The sequence below is a fragment of the Streptomyces sp. NPDC018833 genome (assembly GCF_044390825.1).
In the GTDB taxonomy this organism is placed as follows: domain Bacteria; phylum Actinomycetota; class Actinomycetes; order Streptomycetales; family Streptomycetaceae; genus Streptomyces.
This window is the reverse complement of sequence record NZ_JBIRZM010000035.1, coordinates 1-15,481: the sequence shown is the minus strand read 5'-3', so window position 1 is coordinate 15,481 and position 15,481 is coordinate 1. Positions and strand designations below refer to the sequence as shown.

Sequence of the window (15,481 nt, the reverse complement as noted above, 5' to 3'; positions counted from 1 at the left end):
GACCGCCGCGATCTGGCACAACGACCACACCGGGCAGCCCATCCTGCGCTCACTGAGCGCCTATGATCACTGACCCCTTGGAATCGATCATCTAGCCCCGGTCAACCCGGCGCCATCAGGTTTCACCCCCTCTGGCCTCGGCCATCGGGATGGCGGCGGTTTGCGTACGGCACAATTCCCATGCATCACCAGGTGGTTCGCCTGTGCGATGCGGAGAGGTGGCGTTCGGTCGTGGCGGTGCAGGAAGCGGAACAGTGCGACACATGCGCGCACGGCGCGCGCGAAGGCCATCGGCGAGCGGTGGCCGAATTCCTCGCCAAACGGGACGAATTGGCGGCGGGCGAGGGGCTTCCCGCGGGCGTCGCCCACTCGCCGGGCGCGTCACGGCAGTGGGTGTCCGACGAGCTGACACAGTCGGCCCGCACCGTCGCGGGACTCGACCAGGCCGTGGCCGCGTCCCGGCTGGGCAGGATCCGCCTGCGCAGCCTGGCCGTGGTGTGGGGATGCTGCACGGCGCTCGTCCTCACCCAGACGGCCACCGCGATCGGAGCGGGCTGGACCGCGACCCGTACGGCAGGGCTGCTCGCCGCGCTCGTCGTTGCCGGGGCGCTCACCGGGGTGGCGCACGCGCACCGTGAACGGGGCGGCCTGCTCGCGGCCCTGACCGGCGAGGACCATCGCCTGTCCACCTCCCGTACCGTCGCCGCCGCCTGGTTGCTCGTCGTCTGCGGCGCGGTGCTGCACCTCGGGTTCCTGATGGCCGCCGCGTCCGCGGGCGCACGGCGCGACCGGCTCACCGAGGGCATGGGCGTTCCGGCCGGCGGCGGGCTGCTGTGCGTCCTCGCTCTGGTGTGCGCGATCGCCGTCGGTGTGCGCAGGATCGTGGCCGTACGCGTGGCCGGACTGCGGCTGCAGAAGGTGCGCGCCGACCGTCCGCGCGCGGCCGACCTGTTCTGCGACGACTCGGGCCGGGTCGCCTTCGCCGACACGCAGTACGTCCTGATCAACGCGGCCGTCGTCGCTGTCGCCCTGACCGGGCTCGCACGTGCCCCTGAGCGGCTGCCCCACCTGCCGTGGGGGCTCGTGCTGCTGGTGGCGATCTCGGCCGCGACGTATCTCGCGGGGAAGTACGCGGAGGGCGGCCGGCCCGTCGTGATGTCGGTGGTCCGGGCCCGCGAGGCCGGTGACCTGGACGGGCCCATCCGTACCGGTGACGACATCGAGGTCCGCGGCACCGGCTTCGTGCCGCCGGGCGCGGACCGGCCGGACCTGCTGGCGAAGCTGGTCGTCCGCTTCGGCGCGGTCCATGTGCACGTGCCGCTGATCCCGGTGCCCGGCGGCTTCGCCAACCCGGCCGACACGCTGCTCACGGTGCCGGTACCCGTGGAGGTCGAGCCGGGGAAGATCGACGTGCAGGTGGTGACGGCCGCCGGGGTGGCGAGCAACCGCTGCCTCATCGAGGTCACCGACTGAGCCGCGGCGGACGTGTCACCCATCTGTCGGCACGTCACCCATCTGTCACAGAGCGTGCCGCATGCCTGGTGAGCGGCAAGGCTTCGCCATACGTATGGTCGGTTGACGGGTCAACCGAAGGCGGGACCAGCGATGACACACACATACCGGACGACATCGACCTACGGGACGCTCGACGACGCGCCGCGCGGCTGGAGGGAGCGGGCCACCCGGTACGCGCTGCTGCCGCTGCGCCTGTTCCTCGGGGTGACCTTCGTCTACGCGGGCATCGACAAACTCACCGACAGCCGGTTCATGGCGGCGACCGGCACCGGCTCCATCGGCGAGGTGATGAGCTCCGTGCGCGACGGCTCCGCCGTGCCCGCGCTCGTCGACCTTGCACTGAAGAACCCGGAGGCCTTCGGCACCGCCATCGCCATCGGTGAGATCGCCGTCGGCCTGGGCACCCTGGTCGGCCTGCTGGCCCGCCTGGCGGCTCTCGGTGGCGCGCTCATCTCGCTGAGCCTGTGGCTGACCGTGAGCTGGCAGACCGACCCCTACTACTACGGCAACGACCTCGCCTACCTCATGGCCTGGTTGCCGCTGGTGCTCGCCGGGGCCTCGGTGTTCTCCCTCGACGCGCTTCTGCGGGAACGGCGGCGACGGACCCCGTAGTGCAGGGCGGCGACGACACCGGCCAGGAACAGACCGCCGAAGACGACCGGGAAGGCCGTGAACCAGGGGGTGTGCCAGGAGCCCGCCGCATCCCCTCCGTACAGCAGGGCGGCTGTCAGCACCGACAGACCCGCGATCAGCCTGCCGGGACGGAATTCATGCCGGAACTCAGCGCGCGGCACGGGTCACCTCCACCTGTCCGATGCCCAGCTCCAGATCCAGAACCAGGGTCCCGCCCGCCGTTGCTCCCGGCGGCGCGGGGAAGGTCTTGCGCCGGTCCTGCCCCGGGCCGACGTCGACGTCGTCCGGCGCGTCGCCGGGGAGCCTGATGTCGCCGACGCCGACCTCGGCCTCCAGTTGCACCGCTGCGTCCTTCGGTACGACGACCGTGAGATGACCCAGCCCCATCTCCGCCCTCGTCGACACCGTCTGCCCGGCGGGCACGTCGAGGGCGGAGAGGTCGAGGGTGCCCTTCCCCGAGCCCATCTCGTAGCGTGGCTGGACCGCGGCGGCCGACGCCGGTGTCCAGGTCCTCTCGCCGAACTTCGTGCTGATGTCCTTCGGCAGTGCGGCGGCGCCCGCCAGCGCAGTCGCCGTCACCATCGTCAGCAGCACCGTGCCGAAACCGGTGCGGCCCAGCAGCGTGCTCACCAGCAGGCCGAGGCCGAACACCGCCAGCGCGGCGACGAGCCCTGTCTGCAGGCTCGTCCCGAGCGGCAGGCTCGCCCAACTCAGGCCCGTGCCCAGGCAGCCCGCGAGGAGAGCCAGCAGGAACACGGCGCCGCCGATACCGCGCGGGCCGCGCGGCTGCGGCACCACCACCGCGGCCGGACGCCCGCCATGACGCGGCGGGGCCTCGGCGGCCGCCGCGAGCGCCGACTCCGGGCCCCACAGATAACCGGTCGGCACCGGCCCGGTCGTACCGTCCTTGACGATCGGGTCGCGCCACCAGGACGGACTGTCCGGGACCGGCGGGGCCTTCGTCTCCGGCGGCGCCTCGGGGACCGCGTGCGGCGCCGCCGTGTCCATGGGCGCCCCGCCGGGCGGGACATGCGGGCGGCGCTGGGACCACACCGCGGCCCCCGTCACCGCCAGCGACAGCATGGTGACGAAGCCCAGCATGTTCCCGTTGCTCAGCATCGTCAGCAGGAGGCCGCAGCCGAGCAGCGAGAGCAGCACGGCGCTCAGCGAGGCGCCGTCGACGCGGCCCGAGAGCATCCTGCGGAACTCGTTCTCCTCCTCGTCGTCGGCCGGGATCAGCAGCCAGGCGAAGCCGTAGAAGATCAGACCCGTGCCGCCGGTCACCGACAGCACGCCGATCACTATCCGGAAGATCACCGGGTCTATGTCGCAGTGCCGGCCCAGCCCGGCGCACACACCGGCCACGACCTTACGGCGCGGATCACGGCGCAGCCGCGGCGGCGGAGGCTCCTGCGGCGGCTGGGGCGGTGCGGTGGTCGGCTGGGTCATGACTCCATGGTGACGGGCCCGGTGCCGGGTCGGCAGCCGTCCCGACCCTGGCCGTCCCCTGATATTGCCCTGAGGGGCGGGGTGTTCTCAGGGTCGGATTAAGGGACGGCCCTGATGCCCGGCCCGGCCGGGCCGTGTGACGATCGGGGCATGCCAGTCGCCACCCGCCCGCCCGAGACGGACGAGTCCGCTGTCCGCAAGCTGTACCGCAGCGCGGACGGACGCATGCTCGGCGGTGTGGCCCGCGGTCTGGCCGGGCATCTGGGGCTGCCCGTCGTGTGGGTGCGCCTGGTGTTTCTCGCCCTGTTCATGGCGGACGGCCTCGGTGCCCTGCTGTATGCGGTGTTCTGGATCGTCGTCCCGCTCGGCATCGGCGGCCGGGCCGCCGAGCCGCGCTCCGTCTTCGAGATCACGCCCGACGGCCGCCGCAGGCTGCGCAAGCCCGACAAGGGCCAGTTGTTCGCCCTCGTCGCGCTGCTCATCGGCGCCGGCATCTTCGTCGCCAATGTCGACGCAGGTGGCACCGCCAACCGCTACGTGTGGCCGACGCTGCTGATCGGTGCCGGTGTGGTGCTGGTGTGGCGCCAGGCGGACAACGCCCGCCGTGCCCGCTGGGTCAGTCTCTCGACGGACAGCCGGCGCCGCCGCCTGCTGCAACTGGCGCGCGCGCTCGCCGGTGTGGCGCTCGTCGGCATGGGCCTGACCGTGTTCATGGTGGTGCGCGGCTCGGCGGCCCAGCTGGGCAACGTGCTGACCGCGGCCATCGCCGTCATCGCCGGGGTCGCGCTGCTCGCCGGACCATGGCTGGTGCGGATGACCCAGGACCTCTCCGAGGAGCGGACCATGCGCATCCGCGCCCAGGAGCGTGCCGAGGTCGCCGCGCATGTCCATGACTCCGTCCTGCACACCCTCACCCTCATCCAGCGGAACGCGGACGAACCCGGCGAGGTGCGCAGACTCGCCCGCGCCCAGGAGCGCGAGCTGCGCAACTGGCTCTACAAGCCGGAGGGCAACGGCAAGGACGAGGACGAAGAGCCCGACACCCTCGCCGAAGCGGTCAAGAAGACCGCCGCCGAGGTCGAGGACAAGCACGGCGTGCCGCTGGAGGTCGTGGTCGTCGGCGACTGCCCGCTCGACGAGAAGCTGGCCGCACAGCTGCAGGCCGCGCGCGAGGCGATGGTCAACGCCGCGAAGTACGGTGGCGCGGGAGGGGCCGTCCAGGTGTACGCGGAGGTCGAGGGGCGTACGGTCTTCGTCTCCGTGCGGGACCGTGGGCCGGGATTCGACCTGGACGCCGTTCCCGGCGACAGAATGGGCGTAAGAGAATCGATCATCGGCCGGATGCAGCGCAACGGCGGCACGGCACGGCTGCGCACGGTGCCCGGTGGGGGCACCGAGGTGGAGCTCGAGATGGAGAGGGCTGACGGATGACCGAGTCTGCGGAAGAGAGCGTCGAGCGGCGGGTGCGGGTCGTGCTCGTCGACGACCACCGGATGTTCCGCGCCGGTGTGCAGGCCGAGATCGGGCAGACCGAGCGCACCGGGGTCGAGGTCGTCGGCGAGGCCGCCGACGTCGACCAGGCGGTCACCGTGATCACGGCGACCCGGCCGGAGGTCGTCCTGCTGGATGTGCACCTGCCCGGCGGCGGCGGTGTGGAGGTGCTGCGCCGCTGCGCGCCGCTGATGACCGCGGCGCAGCACCCGGTGCGTTTCCTGGCGCTGTCGGTGTCGGACGCCGCCGAGGACGTCATCGGTGTGATCCGCGGCGGCGCCCGCGGCTATGTCACCAAGACCATCACCGGCACGGACCTGGTCGACTCGATCTTCCGGGTGCAGGACGGCGACGCGGTGTTCTCGCCGCGGCTCGCGGGCTTCGTGCTCGACGCGTTCGCCTCGACGGACGCGCCGCCGGTCGACGAGGACCTGGACCGGCTGACGCAGCGGGAGCGCGAGGTGCTGCGGCTGATCGCACGCGGGTACGCGTACAAGGAGATCGCCAAGCAGCTGTTCATCTCGGTGAAGACGGTCGAGTCGCATGTCTCGGCGGTGCTGCGGAAGCTGCAGCTGTCCAACCGTCATGAGCTCACCCGGTGGGCGACGGCCCGGCGCCTGGTCTGACGGTGAACGGGGCGAGGAGCCCATCGATGCCTGACCGCGTCGGACGGGCTTCCTCGTCCGGGATCTCGTGAGCGGCGGGCGGGACCGGCCGGTCGGGGTAGCGGACGACGAACGGTCCGATGCGCCGGTGGCCGGGCGAGCGCAGCGCGTGCGTGCGCATATGGTCCGGCCGCGTGCCGTTCCCCGACCCGCTCGGCGAGCGAGGCGCCGGCCAGGTACGTGTCGGGGTCCGGGGCAGGAGCGAGCTGCAGGCCGGGGTCGATGCTGCCGGAACGGTATTGCGCCGTGACGACACGGTATTGCGCCGTGACGACGGAGCCGAGGGCGTTGGGGGGCGTTGAGCCGCTCCGTCCTGCGGGCGGCCTCGTCGCTCAGCTCGTCGAGCGCTCTGCGGGCCTGTTCCGTCCGCTCCTTGGCGCCGTTGTACTTCTGGGTCGCCTCTTCGGCCTCCAGGTACAGCTTGTCCACGCGGGCCTTGAGCCGGGCGGGGGTGAGGCGCGGCTCGCCGTGCGCGGGAGCATCGAGCGCGGTCGCCGCGCCGGCGAGCGCCAGGGTGGCTGCGGTGCGGGCGGTCGGCCCGTTGAGCGGACGCTGCTTCGGTTTCCGGTGCGCCGCCACGAGACGTACCCATCCTTCCTGCGTACCTGCGTACCTGCGTACCTGCGGTCCGGCGGCGCTCCGCACAGGGGAAACGGCGCGCCGCCGGATCTTTCGGCGGTGGCGGCCGGTGCCGTCCGGCTGCGTGACGGCGGTGGGGAGTCGGCCACCGGTCGCCGACGCTAAACCCGGCGGTCACGGAAGGAGGCGTAAGGACCTCAAGTGCCCGAACCTGGACACTGCTGTCCGCTTTCTTCGCCCCGAGTCGCCGGTGCCGGGCCGTATTGCGGAGCGGCCCCGACCGATCGCCGTGATGGGGCTCCCCCGACCGCCGGGCGGTGGTATGGCGACGATTAGGCTCCGGCCCATGGACGTACTCATCAATGTCTTCGTCGCTCTGCACATCATCGGCATCGCCTCCCTGCTGGGCGGCTTCCTCGCCCAGATGAAGGCGATAGGCGCGGGCACGGCGCGCTTCAACCCGGCGATGCTGCACGGGGCGCTGACGATGCTGATCACCGGCGTCGCGCTGGTGGGCCTCAACCAGGCCGACGACCAGGCGGTCAACAACCTCAAGATCGGCATCAAGCTGGCGGTGCTGGTGGTGATCCTGGGCCTGGTCTACGTCAAGCGGGACGAGGAGACGGTCGACAAGGCGCTCTTCGGCGCCGTCGGCGGTCTGACGGTCGCGAACATCTTCATCGCGACGCTCTGGACCTGAGCCGCCGTCCCCCCGGAGCACGCGCGCCCGGACGGCGGGACCGTCCGGGCGGGCGCGGGAGCAGGAGGGGTCAGACCGGGCGGATGCTGCCGTAGATCGGCATGTAGTAGATGGACTCCTCGCGGACGTTGTCGCCCGGCTTCGGCGCGTGGATCATCTTGCCGTCGCCGATGTAGATGCCGACGTGGCTGATGTCGTCGTAGAAGAACACGAGATCGCCAGGCAGCAGGTCCGCCGTCGCGACGCGCTGCCCCACCTTCACCTGGTCCCAGGTGGTGCGCGGCAGATCCACACCGGCCGCCTTCCAGGCCGCCTGCGTCAGCCCCGAGCAGTCGTACGAGGACGGGCCGGTCGCACCCCAGACGTACGGCTTGCCGATCTGGGCGCGGGCGAAGGCCAGGACCTTGTCGGCCCTGGCCGCGTACGTGCCGTCGTCCGTGCCGGTGCCGGTGCCGGTGCCGGTGCCCGTCTCCGGCGGCGGCTCCGCGCTTTCCCGCTGCCGCTCCGCCTCTGCCTCCGCCTCTGCCTCCGCCTCGGCGCGGGCCCTCGCCTCCGCCTCCGCCTTGGCCTCGGCCCTGCGGCGCGCCTCCTCCTCCTTCTCGCGCTCGATCGCTGCCAGCCGGGCCTTCTCCTCGGCGGTCAGCTTCGACAGCAGGGTGCGCGCCTCGGCCAGCTTCGCCTGGACCTTCTGCTTGCTGATGCGCAGGGCCTGCTGGGAGTCGGTCAGCGACTCCAGCCGCTTGGTCGCCTGTGCGCGCTGCTTCGCGGCCGCCGCGCGCTCGGTCTCGTAGTCGCTGACGGCCGTCCGCTGCTGGTCGGTCATCCGGTCCATCAACTGCGTCTGGTCGAAGTACGCCTGAGGACTGTCCGCGAAGAGCAGCGCCGCGGTCGGGGTGAGCGCGCCGGTGCGGTACTGCGCGGCGGCGTAGTTGCCGAGGGCGCGGCGCGACTCGTTCAGCTTCTCCGCGCGCGCGGCCGCCTGGTCGAGCAGGGTGTCGACCTCACGGCGCTTCTCGGCGGTGGCCTCTTTCGCCTGGTTGTACTCCTGGGTCGCGCTGCCGGCCTGCCGGTAGAGGTCGTCGACCTTCTTCTGCACCTCTTCGACGGAGGGCTTCGGGTCGCTGGGCGCGGCGGTGGCGCTCTGTGTCGACAGGAGGGTGACGCCGGCGAGGGCGGCCGTCGTGAACCCGACGGCGGAGGAGGGTTTCGTGCTGCGGCTGCGGATCCTGCGATGCGACGCCAAGGCCGGCATCTCCTTCTTCCGTGGACCGCCTACCGGGTTAGCTGTCGGGTTCGGGCGAACGGAAGATGCCCTACGGACCGCATCACATAGTGGTCCGATTCACCCCGGTTGTGCATAGTTCGGGTCCCCGGTTCCGAACGCCCCGACAGGGCGCCCGAATTCAGCGGAGTCGGCCCGTTCGGCGCGGTTCGCCGGGAGGGGTACGGGCCGTCTGGTCGAGCACGCTAGCCAACTCGTGCGCACGCTGTGAAGGTTGATGTTCGATATGTCCGATACATTTTCGTGACCTTTTTCGGAGGCGGCCATTCACCCCCTGTCCCGGTGGCGCCCCGGACAGGCGCGGTCACGGAATGTGACCTGCGCGTATGGGCATGCGGGCCCGGTTGTCGGTCCGGCCGCCTAGACTCGATAAGCGATGAGCAGCCTCTTTGACGACAGCTTCCTGGCGGACCTCCAGCCCCATGGGGAGGAGCCTCCTCCGCCGCCCGAGGAGTCCACTCCGGAGCCGATCCCGGACGACCTCTTCCAGGGCGCCTACGACGTGCCGCCGGCCCGCGACGGGTACTACCGCGACGGCGCGCCCCGCCCTGTCGTCGACGCGGCCGCCCTGCTGGAGGGGCTGAACGAGCAGCAGCGTGCCGCCGTCGTCCACACCGGCTCCCCGCTGCTCATCGTCGCCGGCGCCGGCTCGGGCAAGACGCGCGTGCTCACCCACCGCATCGCCCATCTCCTGGCCACCCGGCACGTCCACCCCGGCCAGATACTGGCGATCACCTTCACCAACAAGGCCGCCGGCGAGATGAAGGAGCGCGTCGAGCAGTTGGTCGGCCCGCGCGCCCACGCGATGTGGGTCATGACCTTCCACAGCGCCTGCGTCCGCATCCTGCGCCGTGAGTCGAAGAAGCTGGGCTTCACCTCGTCGTTCTCGATCTACGACGCCGCGGACTCGAAGCGGCTGATGTCGCTGGTCTGCCGCGACCTGGATCTGGACCCCAAGAAGTTCCCGCCGAAGTCCTTCAGCGCCAAGATCTCCAACCTGAAGAACGAGCTGATCGACGAGGAGGCCTTCGCCGACCAGGCGGCGGACGGTTTCGAGAAGACGCTTGCCGAGGCGTACCGGATGTACCAGTCGCGGCTGCGCGAGGCCAACGCGCTGGACTTCGACGACATCATCATGACCACCGTCCACCTCCTCCAGGCGTTCCCCGACGTCGCCGAGCACTACCGGCGCCGCTTCCGGCACGTCCTCGTCGACGAGTACCAGGACACCAACCACGCTCAGTACACGCTCGTGCGCGAGCTGGTGGGCACAGGGTACGAGGACCTGGACCCCGCCGAGCTGTGCGTCGTCGGCGACGCCGACCAGTCGATCTACGCCTTCCGCGGCGCGACCATCCGCAACATCCTCCAGTTCGAGGAGGACTACCCGGATGCGACGACGATCCTGCTGGAGCAGAACTACCGCTCCACCCAGACGATCCTGTCCGCGGCCAATGCGGTCATCGAGCGCAACGAGTCCCGCCGCCCCAAGAACCTGTGGACCAAGGCGGGCGCGGGCGCACAGATCACCGGCTACGTCGCGGACACCGAGCACGACGAGGCCCAGTTCGTCGCCGACGAGATCGACCGCCTCACCGACGCCGGCGAGGCGAAGGCCGGCGACGTCGCCGTCTTCTACCGGACGAACGCGCAGTCCCGTGTCTTCGAGGAGATCTTCATCCGCGTCGGCCTTCCCTACAAGGTCGTCGGAGGCGTGCGCTTCTACGAGCGCAAGGAGGTCAGGGACGTCCTCGCCTATCTGCGCGTCCTCGCCAACCCCGAGGACAACGTCCCGCTGCGCCGTATCCTCAACGTTCCCAAGCGCGGTATCGGCGAGCGCGCGGAGGCGATGATCGACGCCCTCGCGCTCCGCGAGAAGATCACCTTCCCGCAGGCGCTGCGCCGCGTCGACGAGGCATACGGCATGGCGGCCCGCTCGGCGAACGCGGTCAAGCGGTTCAACGTGCTGATGGAGGAGCTGCGCACCATCGCCGAGTCCGGCGCCGGACCGGCCACCGTGCTCGAAGCCGTCCTGGAGCGCACCGGCTATCTCGCGGAGTTGCAGGCGTCCACCGACCCGCAGGACGAGACGCGCATCGAGAACCTTCAGGAACTGGCCGCCGTGGCGCTGGAGTTCGAGCAGGAGCGCGGTGAGGAGGAGGGTGCGGGGACGCTCGCCGAGTTCCTGGAGCAGGTCGCGCTCGTCGCCGACTCCGACCAGATCCCCGACGAGGACGAGGAAGGCACCGGAGTCATCACGCTGATGACGCTGCACACCGCGAAGGGCCTGGAGTTCCCCGTCGTGTTCCTGACCGGTATGGAGGACGGCGTCTTCCCGCACATGCGGGCGCTGGGCCAGACCAAGGAGCTGGAGGAGGAGCGGCGCCTGGCGTACGTCGGCATCACCCGCGCCCGCGAGCGCCTGTACCTGACCCGCTCGTCGATGCGCAGCGCCTGGGGACAGCCGTCGTACAACCCGCCGTCGCGCTTCCTGGAGGAGATCCCGGGTGCGCACGTGGACTGGCGGCGCACGGGCCCGATGGCCGCGCCGGCCGGACCGACGTCGGGCATCACGTCCTCGCTGTCGTCGTCGCGGTCACGCGGCGGTGCGTCCGGCTTCGCCACCCGGCGGACGAACGACAAGCCGGTGATCGCGCTGTCGGTGGGGGACCGGGTCACGCACGACCAGTTCGGGCTGGGGACCGTGGTCGCGGTGGCCGGATCGGGCTCGGACGCGCAGGCGACGATCGACTTCGGGGACGAGAAGCCGAAGCGACTGCTGCTGAGGTACGCGCCGGTCGAGAGGCTCTGAGAACGCAGGAGGCGGCCGGTCGAGAGGCTCCGAGAACCGCAGGAGGCGTGGGCCGCGGCCCACGCCTCCTGCGCTTTTTCCGTCTTGTGCGCGCTGCTTACGTCGGGTCCAGGCCGTGGCCGCGCAGCCACGGCAGGGGGTCGATCGCCGAACCGCCGCCGGGGCGTACCTCGAAGTGCAGGTGGGGGCCGGTGGAGTTGCCCGAGTTGCCGGAGTAGGCGATGACGTCGCCCGCCTTCACGGAACCACTGCGGATCCTGGTGGTGCTCAGGTGGCAGTACCACGTCTCCGTGCCGTCGGCCGCCGTCACGATCGCCATGTTGCCGTAGGCGCTGTTCCACTGGGTGCGCACGGTGCCGTCCGTGGCGGCCATGACCTCGGTCCCGTACTGGACGGGGAAGTCGATACCGGTGTGCAGGGACATCCAGTTCACGCCGGACTGGCCGTAGTACGCGCTGAGGCCGTCCCGCTTCACGGGAAGCACGAACTTGGGCCGCAGCGCCTCGCGCCGTGCCGCCTCTTCCTCGCGCTTCTTCCGCTCCGCCTCCTGGCGGGCCTTGAGATCGATGCGCTCCTGGGTACGGGAGGCTCGGTCACCGAAGTCGCGGGCGTCGGCGCTGAGCGCGGCCAGCTGCGTGTCCATCTTTTTGTTGGCGGCGACGTGTTCGGCTGAGACCGCATCGGCGGCCGCCGCGTTGGGCTGGTCCTTCTGCTCGTCGCCGAGACTGCCGACGGAGGCCGCGGCGATACCGGCGACACCCATCACACACGCCGAGGGCACGGCGACGGTGAGCAGTGCGGAGCGCTTGGCGGGCGTACGGCGCCGGCCGCGGCTGCCGCCGGCGCGGCGGACGGGCCGGGGGGCGACGGGGGTGACCGGCACGGAGGTCATGGTCTGCGTCAGCGCGTCGTGCTCGGATTCGTCGTCACTGTCCTGGTCGTTCCCGTACGCGACGTCGTGACCGAAATCGCCGTTGTGACCGTATTCGTGGACCTGGCCGTACTCGCCGTCGGCCTCCGCCTCGTACGCCCCGTGCTCCGGCGCGGCACCCGCGTCCGAGCCGTCGGTGTAGTCGGGGTGCGCGGGGCCGGGGAAGTCCTGGGCGGGGATGTCGAGGGCCTGACCGTCCCCGGCGGGGAAGTCCGTCCCGTAGTCGCTGTCCTGGAAGTCCGACCTCTGGAAGTCCTGGCCGGGATGTTCCGCGCCGGGAAGTTCTGTGCTCTGGTAGCCGGCATAGCCGGTGTCGTACCCGGCAGCCGGGACGAACTCGTGCTGCGGCGTGAACTGTTGCGGTACGAGACCTTCCGGCATGGCCGCCGTGTCGGAGTTCCAGGCGGTGGCGTCGTACGCCCCGGTGTCGAAGGACGAGGAGGACCACTGGCCGGTCGCGTCGTACGCGAATGTCGCGGCGGCGGTCTCGTACTGGCCCGTCTGGTCGCTCTGGTTCCAGCCGCTCGCGTCCCACTGGCCGGTGGTGTCGTACTGCGCGTACTGCTGGTCGTACTGCGGCTGTTGGGCCTGCTGCGCCGATGCGTAGGCGTCGTAGCCGGTGGTCTGCTGCGACCCCGTGTCCCACTGGGACGCGTCGTACTGGCCGCTGTGCCCTGACTCGTAATTGCCCGGCATGGCGCCGAAGAGCGGGTCGGAGTCGAAGCTGCCGGTGGCGTAGCCGCCGTACCCGGCGTGGGCGTGCTGGTCGTTCACCAACTTCTCTCTCGCCTCGGCAGCAGGACCCTGCATCTGGGGTCACCGGATTGCAGGGGCCCCAGGGGGAAGCAGTGGCGCGACTGTACCCGGCGGTCTGCGATGGCGACAATCTTCGGCGGCATCTCCGCAATCAGGAAACGGGCATTCGGCCGCCTTTCGGAGGAGTGCGGGCACAGCTTTGGCCCTACGTTCGAGAGATGTTCGAGTAAAAACCGGTTGCGGCGTCGCCTCGCGGATCTCGTCCGGCGGTCTCGCCTTCAGGCGACGGACGCGGCGCTGGACGCACCGGCCGCCGCCGCGCCCGATTCGAGCGCCTCGCGGATCCCGGCCGCGACGGCGGGGTGAACCGGCAGGGCGAGATGGCCGATTCCGCTCACTCGTACGTTCTGGGCGAGAAGGTCGGGATGGTCGATACAGGCCGTCTCGACCGGGACCATGATCCGGTCGAGGTCGCTCCAGAAACTGACGAAGCGCGTACGGCAGCCGGGCGCGGGCATGCGCAGCTCCTCGATGACCGACGAGCCGGGGCGCATCTGCCGCACGATCGGGTGCGCGCCGGCCAGGGGTGCGACCGAGGTCCCGGAGTGCGGTGTGCCGAGCGTGACGAGCGTCCGGACACGGTGGTCGCCGCCGAGGCGCTGCACGTAGTACCGGGCGATCAGGCCGCCGAGGCTGTGCCCGACGATGTCGACCTGCCGCCGGCCGCTGCGTGCGCAGATCTCCTCCACATGGCGGCCGAGCAGCTCGGCGGCGGCCCGGATGTCGCAGGTGAGAGGGGAGTAGTTGAGGCATTCGACCGGCCGCGGACTGTGCTGGGACAGCGCGCGCCGGAGCAGGACGAACACGGACCGGTTGTCGACGAACCCGTGCAGCAGGACGGTCGGCACGGCATCCGCTTCCGCGGGCAACCGGTGTGCGGCGGGCGCGGTGCGTCTGCGGCGAGGACGTTCGGGAGTGAGGCCGGTCGGATAGAGGACGAGGTGGCCCGCCAGGATCGCGATCTCCAGGGCGGTGGCGCGGAGGAGAGCGGCGGGGAGCAGGTGGCGCAACCGTCTCAGACACTGCGCGGTGAGACCCGTGACGACGTGGGCACAGGGCAGAGGCAGGACCGAAGCCTTCACAGCACCTCCCGACCGGCGACCCGCGCGGCTCGGCCCGGGTGTCCCTCGTGGGGGCGCGCTGCAAAAGCGGTGCCGCGCCACCGTGCCGTGCGGCTGTCGGCACGGCGGCGCGGCGACCTGATGTGGACCTGCGGCGGCTCCCGTTCGCGGTCGTGCCCGCGGGGGCCGCGCGGGGTGTGCGCGGTGCCTGATGCCGGTACGACGCTTAGCGAAAAATGTCCCACGTGTGATTTCCCCCTCGCCGTCCCCCGCGAAACGGCGGCTTGCGGGATGCTGGACTGCAGATAACGTTCGTTCACTCTCCGCGCTCCGCTCGCCGGGCGCGGGGACCCGTGCCCGAGGCGGCGCAGTCGGTATGTGGAGGCAGTGATGGGTGTGACGGGTCCGATCCGCGTGGTGGTCGCCAAGCCGGGTCTCGACGGACACGATCGCGGTGCGAAGGTGATCGCGCGGGCGCTGCGTGACGCCGGTATGGAGGTCATCTACACGGGGCTGCACCAGACCCCCGAGCAAATCGTGGACACGGCGATCCAGGAGGACGCGGACGCGATCGGCCTCTCCATCCTCTCCGGCGCGCACAACACCCTCTTCGTGAAGGTCATCGAGCTCCTGAAGGAGCGCGACGCGGAGGACATCAAGGTCTTCGGCGGCGGGATCATCCCGGAGGCGGACATCGCGCCGCTGAAGGACAAGGGTGTGGCGGAGATCTTCACACCGGGGGCGACGACGGCGTCGATCGTGGAGTGGGTCAACGCGAACGTCCGCACAGCGGCGTAGCGGGCGCGGCCCGGGCTGCGCCCGTGCGCGGCCGGCGCCCCCGTGAGCGCGGCGTTCTGGGGGCTCGACCAGGCCTCTCGGGCGCGGCTGGGGCGCGTGATGCGCCCTGGAGCAGCCGGACTCTGGGGAGTTGGCTGGTCTGGGACCTCGGCGTCGGGCTGGGCTCTCGGGAGTGGCCGGGTCCGGGAGCGCGGCGTCGGCAGCTCCGGGGCTCATCCGGGACCGCTTTCCGGCTGCCGGGCCGGTCCCTGCTTCTCACGCCGCCTTACGTCCCGAACAGGACCCAGCGCGCGTCCCCAGCCGGGGCCGGCGGACGTGCGCCCGCTCGGGCAGCGACCACCGCCGTGGTGACGACCAGGGGCGGGAACGGTCCTGCCGGGCGGACGCCCCGGCCCTCGCACCCACCCCGCCCCCGCACCCTTCCCGCCCGTTACCCACCCCGCCCCCGCACCCTTCCCGCCCGTTACCCACCCCGCCCCCGCACCCTTCCCGGGCGGGGCCACCCGGGGGCATACGCCCCGAACCGTCTAGAAGGCTGCTGAAGATCTTGTCGAAAGGCTGTCCGGCCGCAGGCTGGCCAGCCCCTTTCGCTATGTGGTGGCCGGGGCGAGGTGCCAGGTGGTGTTGGTGCGGGTGAGTCCGAGGTTGATCAGGCGGCGGAGGTTGAGGGCGGCGGCGCGGTGGTGGAGCCAGAGGTTGTTGGCGATGACGCCGCGGTAGGGCACCCGGCGGTTGCCCTTGGCGACGAG

At 71.2% G+C, this 15,481-nt stretch carries 11 protein-coding genes, 1 pseudogene and 1 riboswitch; of the genes and pseudogenes, 7 read left to right on the top strand and 5 right to left on the bottom strand.

Features of this window, described 5'->3' with window-relative positions:
• The first annotated feature begins 231 nt into the window (after nucleotides 1-231).
• On the top strand, nucleotides 232-1,473 hold the full coding sequence (locus tag ACH5AF_RS35090) for a hypothetical protein (RefSeq protein ID WP_398907578.1): 1,242 nt from the start codon (nucleotides 232-234) through the stop codon (nucleotides 1,471-1,473).
• Between the two features lie 132 nt (nucleotides 1,474-1,605).
• Entirely contained in the window at nucleotides 1,606-2,127 is a 522-nt protein-coding gene (locus tag ACH5AF_RS35085; RefSeq protein WP_398907576.1) for a DoxX family protein, read from the top strand.
• Nucleotides 2,128-2,295: 168 nt separating this feature from the next.
• Here ACH5AF_RS35085 and ACH5AF_RS35080 read toward each other — a convergent pair whose 3' ends face one another.
• Nucleotides 2,296-3,597 (bottom strand): PspC domain-containing protein, encoded by a 1,302-nt coding sequence (locus ACH5AF_RS35080; protein ID WP_398907574.1) that lies wholly within the window; start codon nucleotides 3,595-3,597, stop codon nucleotides 2,296-2,298.
• A gap of 150 nt (nucleotides 3,598-3,747) precedes the next feature.
• On the opposite strand from ACH5AF_RS35080, the gene ACH5AF_RS35075 reads away from it, so the two are divergent.
• Nucleotides 3,748-5,028, top strand: coding sequence for a PspC domain-containing protein (locus tag ACH5AF_RS35075; protein ID WP_398907572.1), 1,281 nt, complete (start codon nucleotides 3,748-3,750; stop codon nucleotides 5,026-5,028).
• Nucleotides 5,025-5,714, top strand: a complete 690-nt coding sequence (locus ACH5AF_RS35070) for a LuxR C-terminal-related transcriptional regulator (RefSeq protein WP_398907570.1) — start codon at nucleotides 5,025-5,027, stop codon at nucleotides 5,712-5,714. The genes ACH5AF_RS35075 and ACH5AF_RS35070 overlap by 4 nt, the downstream gene beginning before the upstream one ends.
• Before the next feature lie 167 nt (nucleotides 5,715-5,881).
• On the opposite strand, the pseudogene ACH5AF_RS35065 reads toward ACH5AF_RS35070, so the two are convergent.
• Nucleotides 5,882-6,332 (bottom strand): annotated as a pseudogene (locus tag ACH5AF_RS35065) (NlpC/P60 family protein); the annotation flags it as partial.
• 346 nt (nucleotides 6,333-6,678) lie between these two features.
• Here ACH5AF_RS35065 and ACH5AF_RS35060 point away from each other — a divergent pair.
• Nucleotides 6,679-7,032, top strand: coding sequence for a hypothetical protein (locus ACH5AF_RS35060; RefSeq protein WP_398907568.1), 354 nt, complete (start codon nucleotides 6,679-6,681; stop codon nucleotides 7,030-7,032).
• A 70-nt stretch (nucleotides 7,033-7,102) separates the two neighbouring features.
• Here the strand turns inward: ACH5AF_RS35060 and ACH5AF_RS35055 are convergent, their stop codons facing one another.
• Nucleotides 7,103-8,284, bottom strand: coding sequence for an NlpC/P60 family protein (locus tag ACH5AF_RS35055; protein ID WP_398907567.1), 1,182 nt, complete (start codon nucleotides 8,282-8,284; stop codon nucleotides 7,103-7,105).
• Between the two features lie 2 nt (nucleotides 8,285-8,286).
• Nucleotides 8,287-8,451, bottom strand: a riboswitch (cyclic di-AMP (ydaO/yuaA leader).
• A gap of 239 nt (nucleotides 8,452-8,690) precedes the next feature.
• On the opposite strand from ACH5AF_RS35055, the gene pcrA reads away from it, so the two are divergent.
• The gene (pcrA, locus tag ACH5AF_RS35050) at nucleotides 8,691-11,126 is read left to right on the top strand and encodes a DNA helicase PcrA (RefSeq protein ID WP_398907566.1); all 2,436 of its coding nucleotides are present in this window, start codon (nucleotides 8,691-8,693) and stop codon (nucleotides 11,124-11,126) included.
• Nucleotides 11,127-11,223: 97 nt separating this feature from the next.
• Here pcrA and ACH5AF_RS35045 read toward each other — a convergent pair whose 3' ends face one another.
• Entirely contained in the window at nucleotides 11,224-12,831 is a 1,608-nt protein-coding gene (locus tag ACH5AF_RS35045) for a M23 family metallopeptidase (RefSeq protein ID WP_398907564.1), read from the bottom strand.
• Between the two features lie 260 nt (nucleotides 12,832-13,091).
• Entirely contained in the window at nucleotides 13,092-13,892 is an 801-nt protein-coding gene (locus ACH5AF_RS35040; protein ID WP_398907580.1) for an esterase/lipase family protein, read from the bottom strand.
• A 432-nt stretch (nucleotides 13,893-14,324) separates the two neighbouring features.
• Here ACH5AF_RS35040 and ACH5AF_RS35035 point away from each other — a divergent pair, with 432 nt between their 5' ends.
• Nucleotides 14,325-14,732: a cobalamin B12-binding domain-containing protein gene (locus ACH5AF_RS35035; RefSeq protein ID WP_398907563.1), complete on the top strand. Its 408-nt coding sequence runs from the start codon at nucleotides 14,325-14,327 to the stop codon at nucleotides 14,730-14,732.
• The last annotated feature ends 749 nt before the right edge of the window (nucleotides 14,733-15,481 follow it).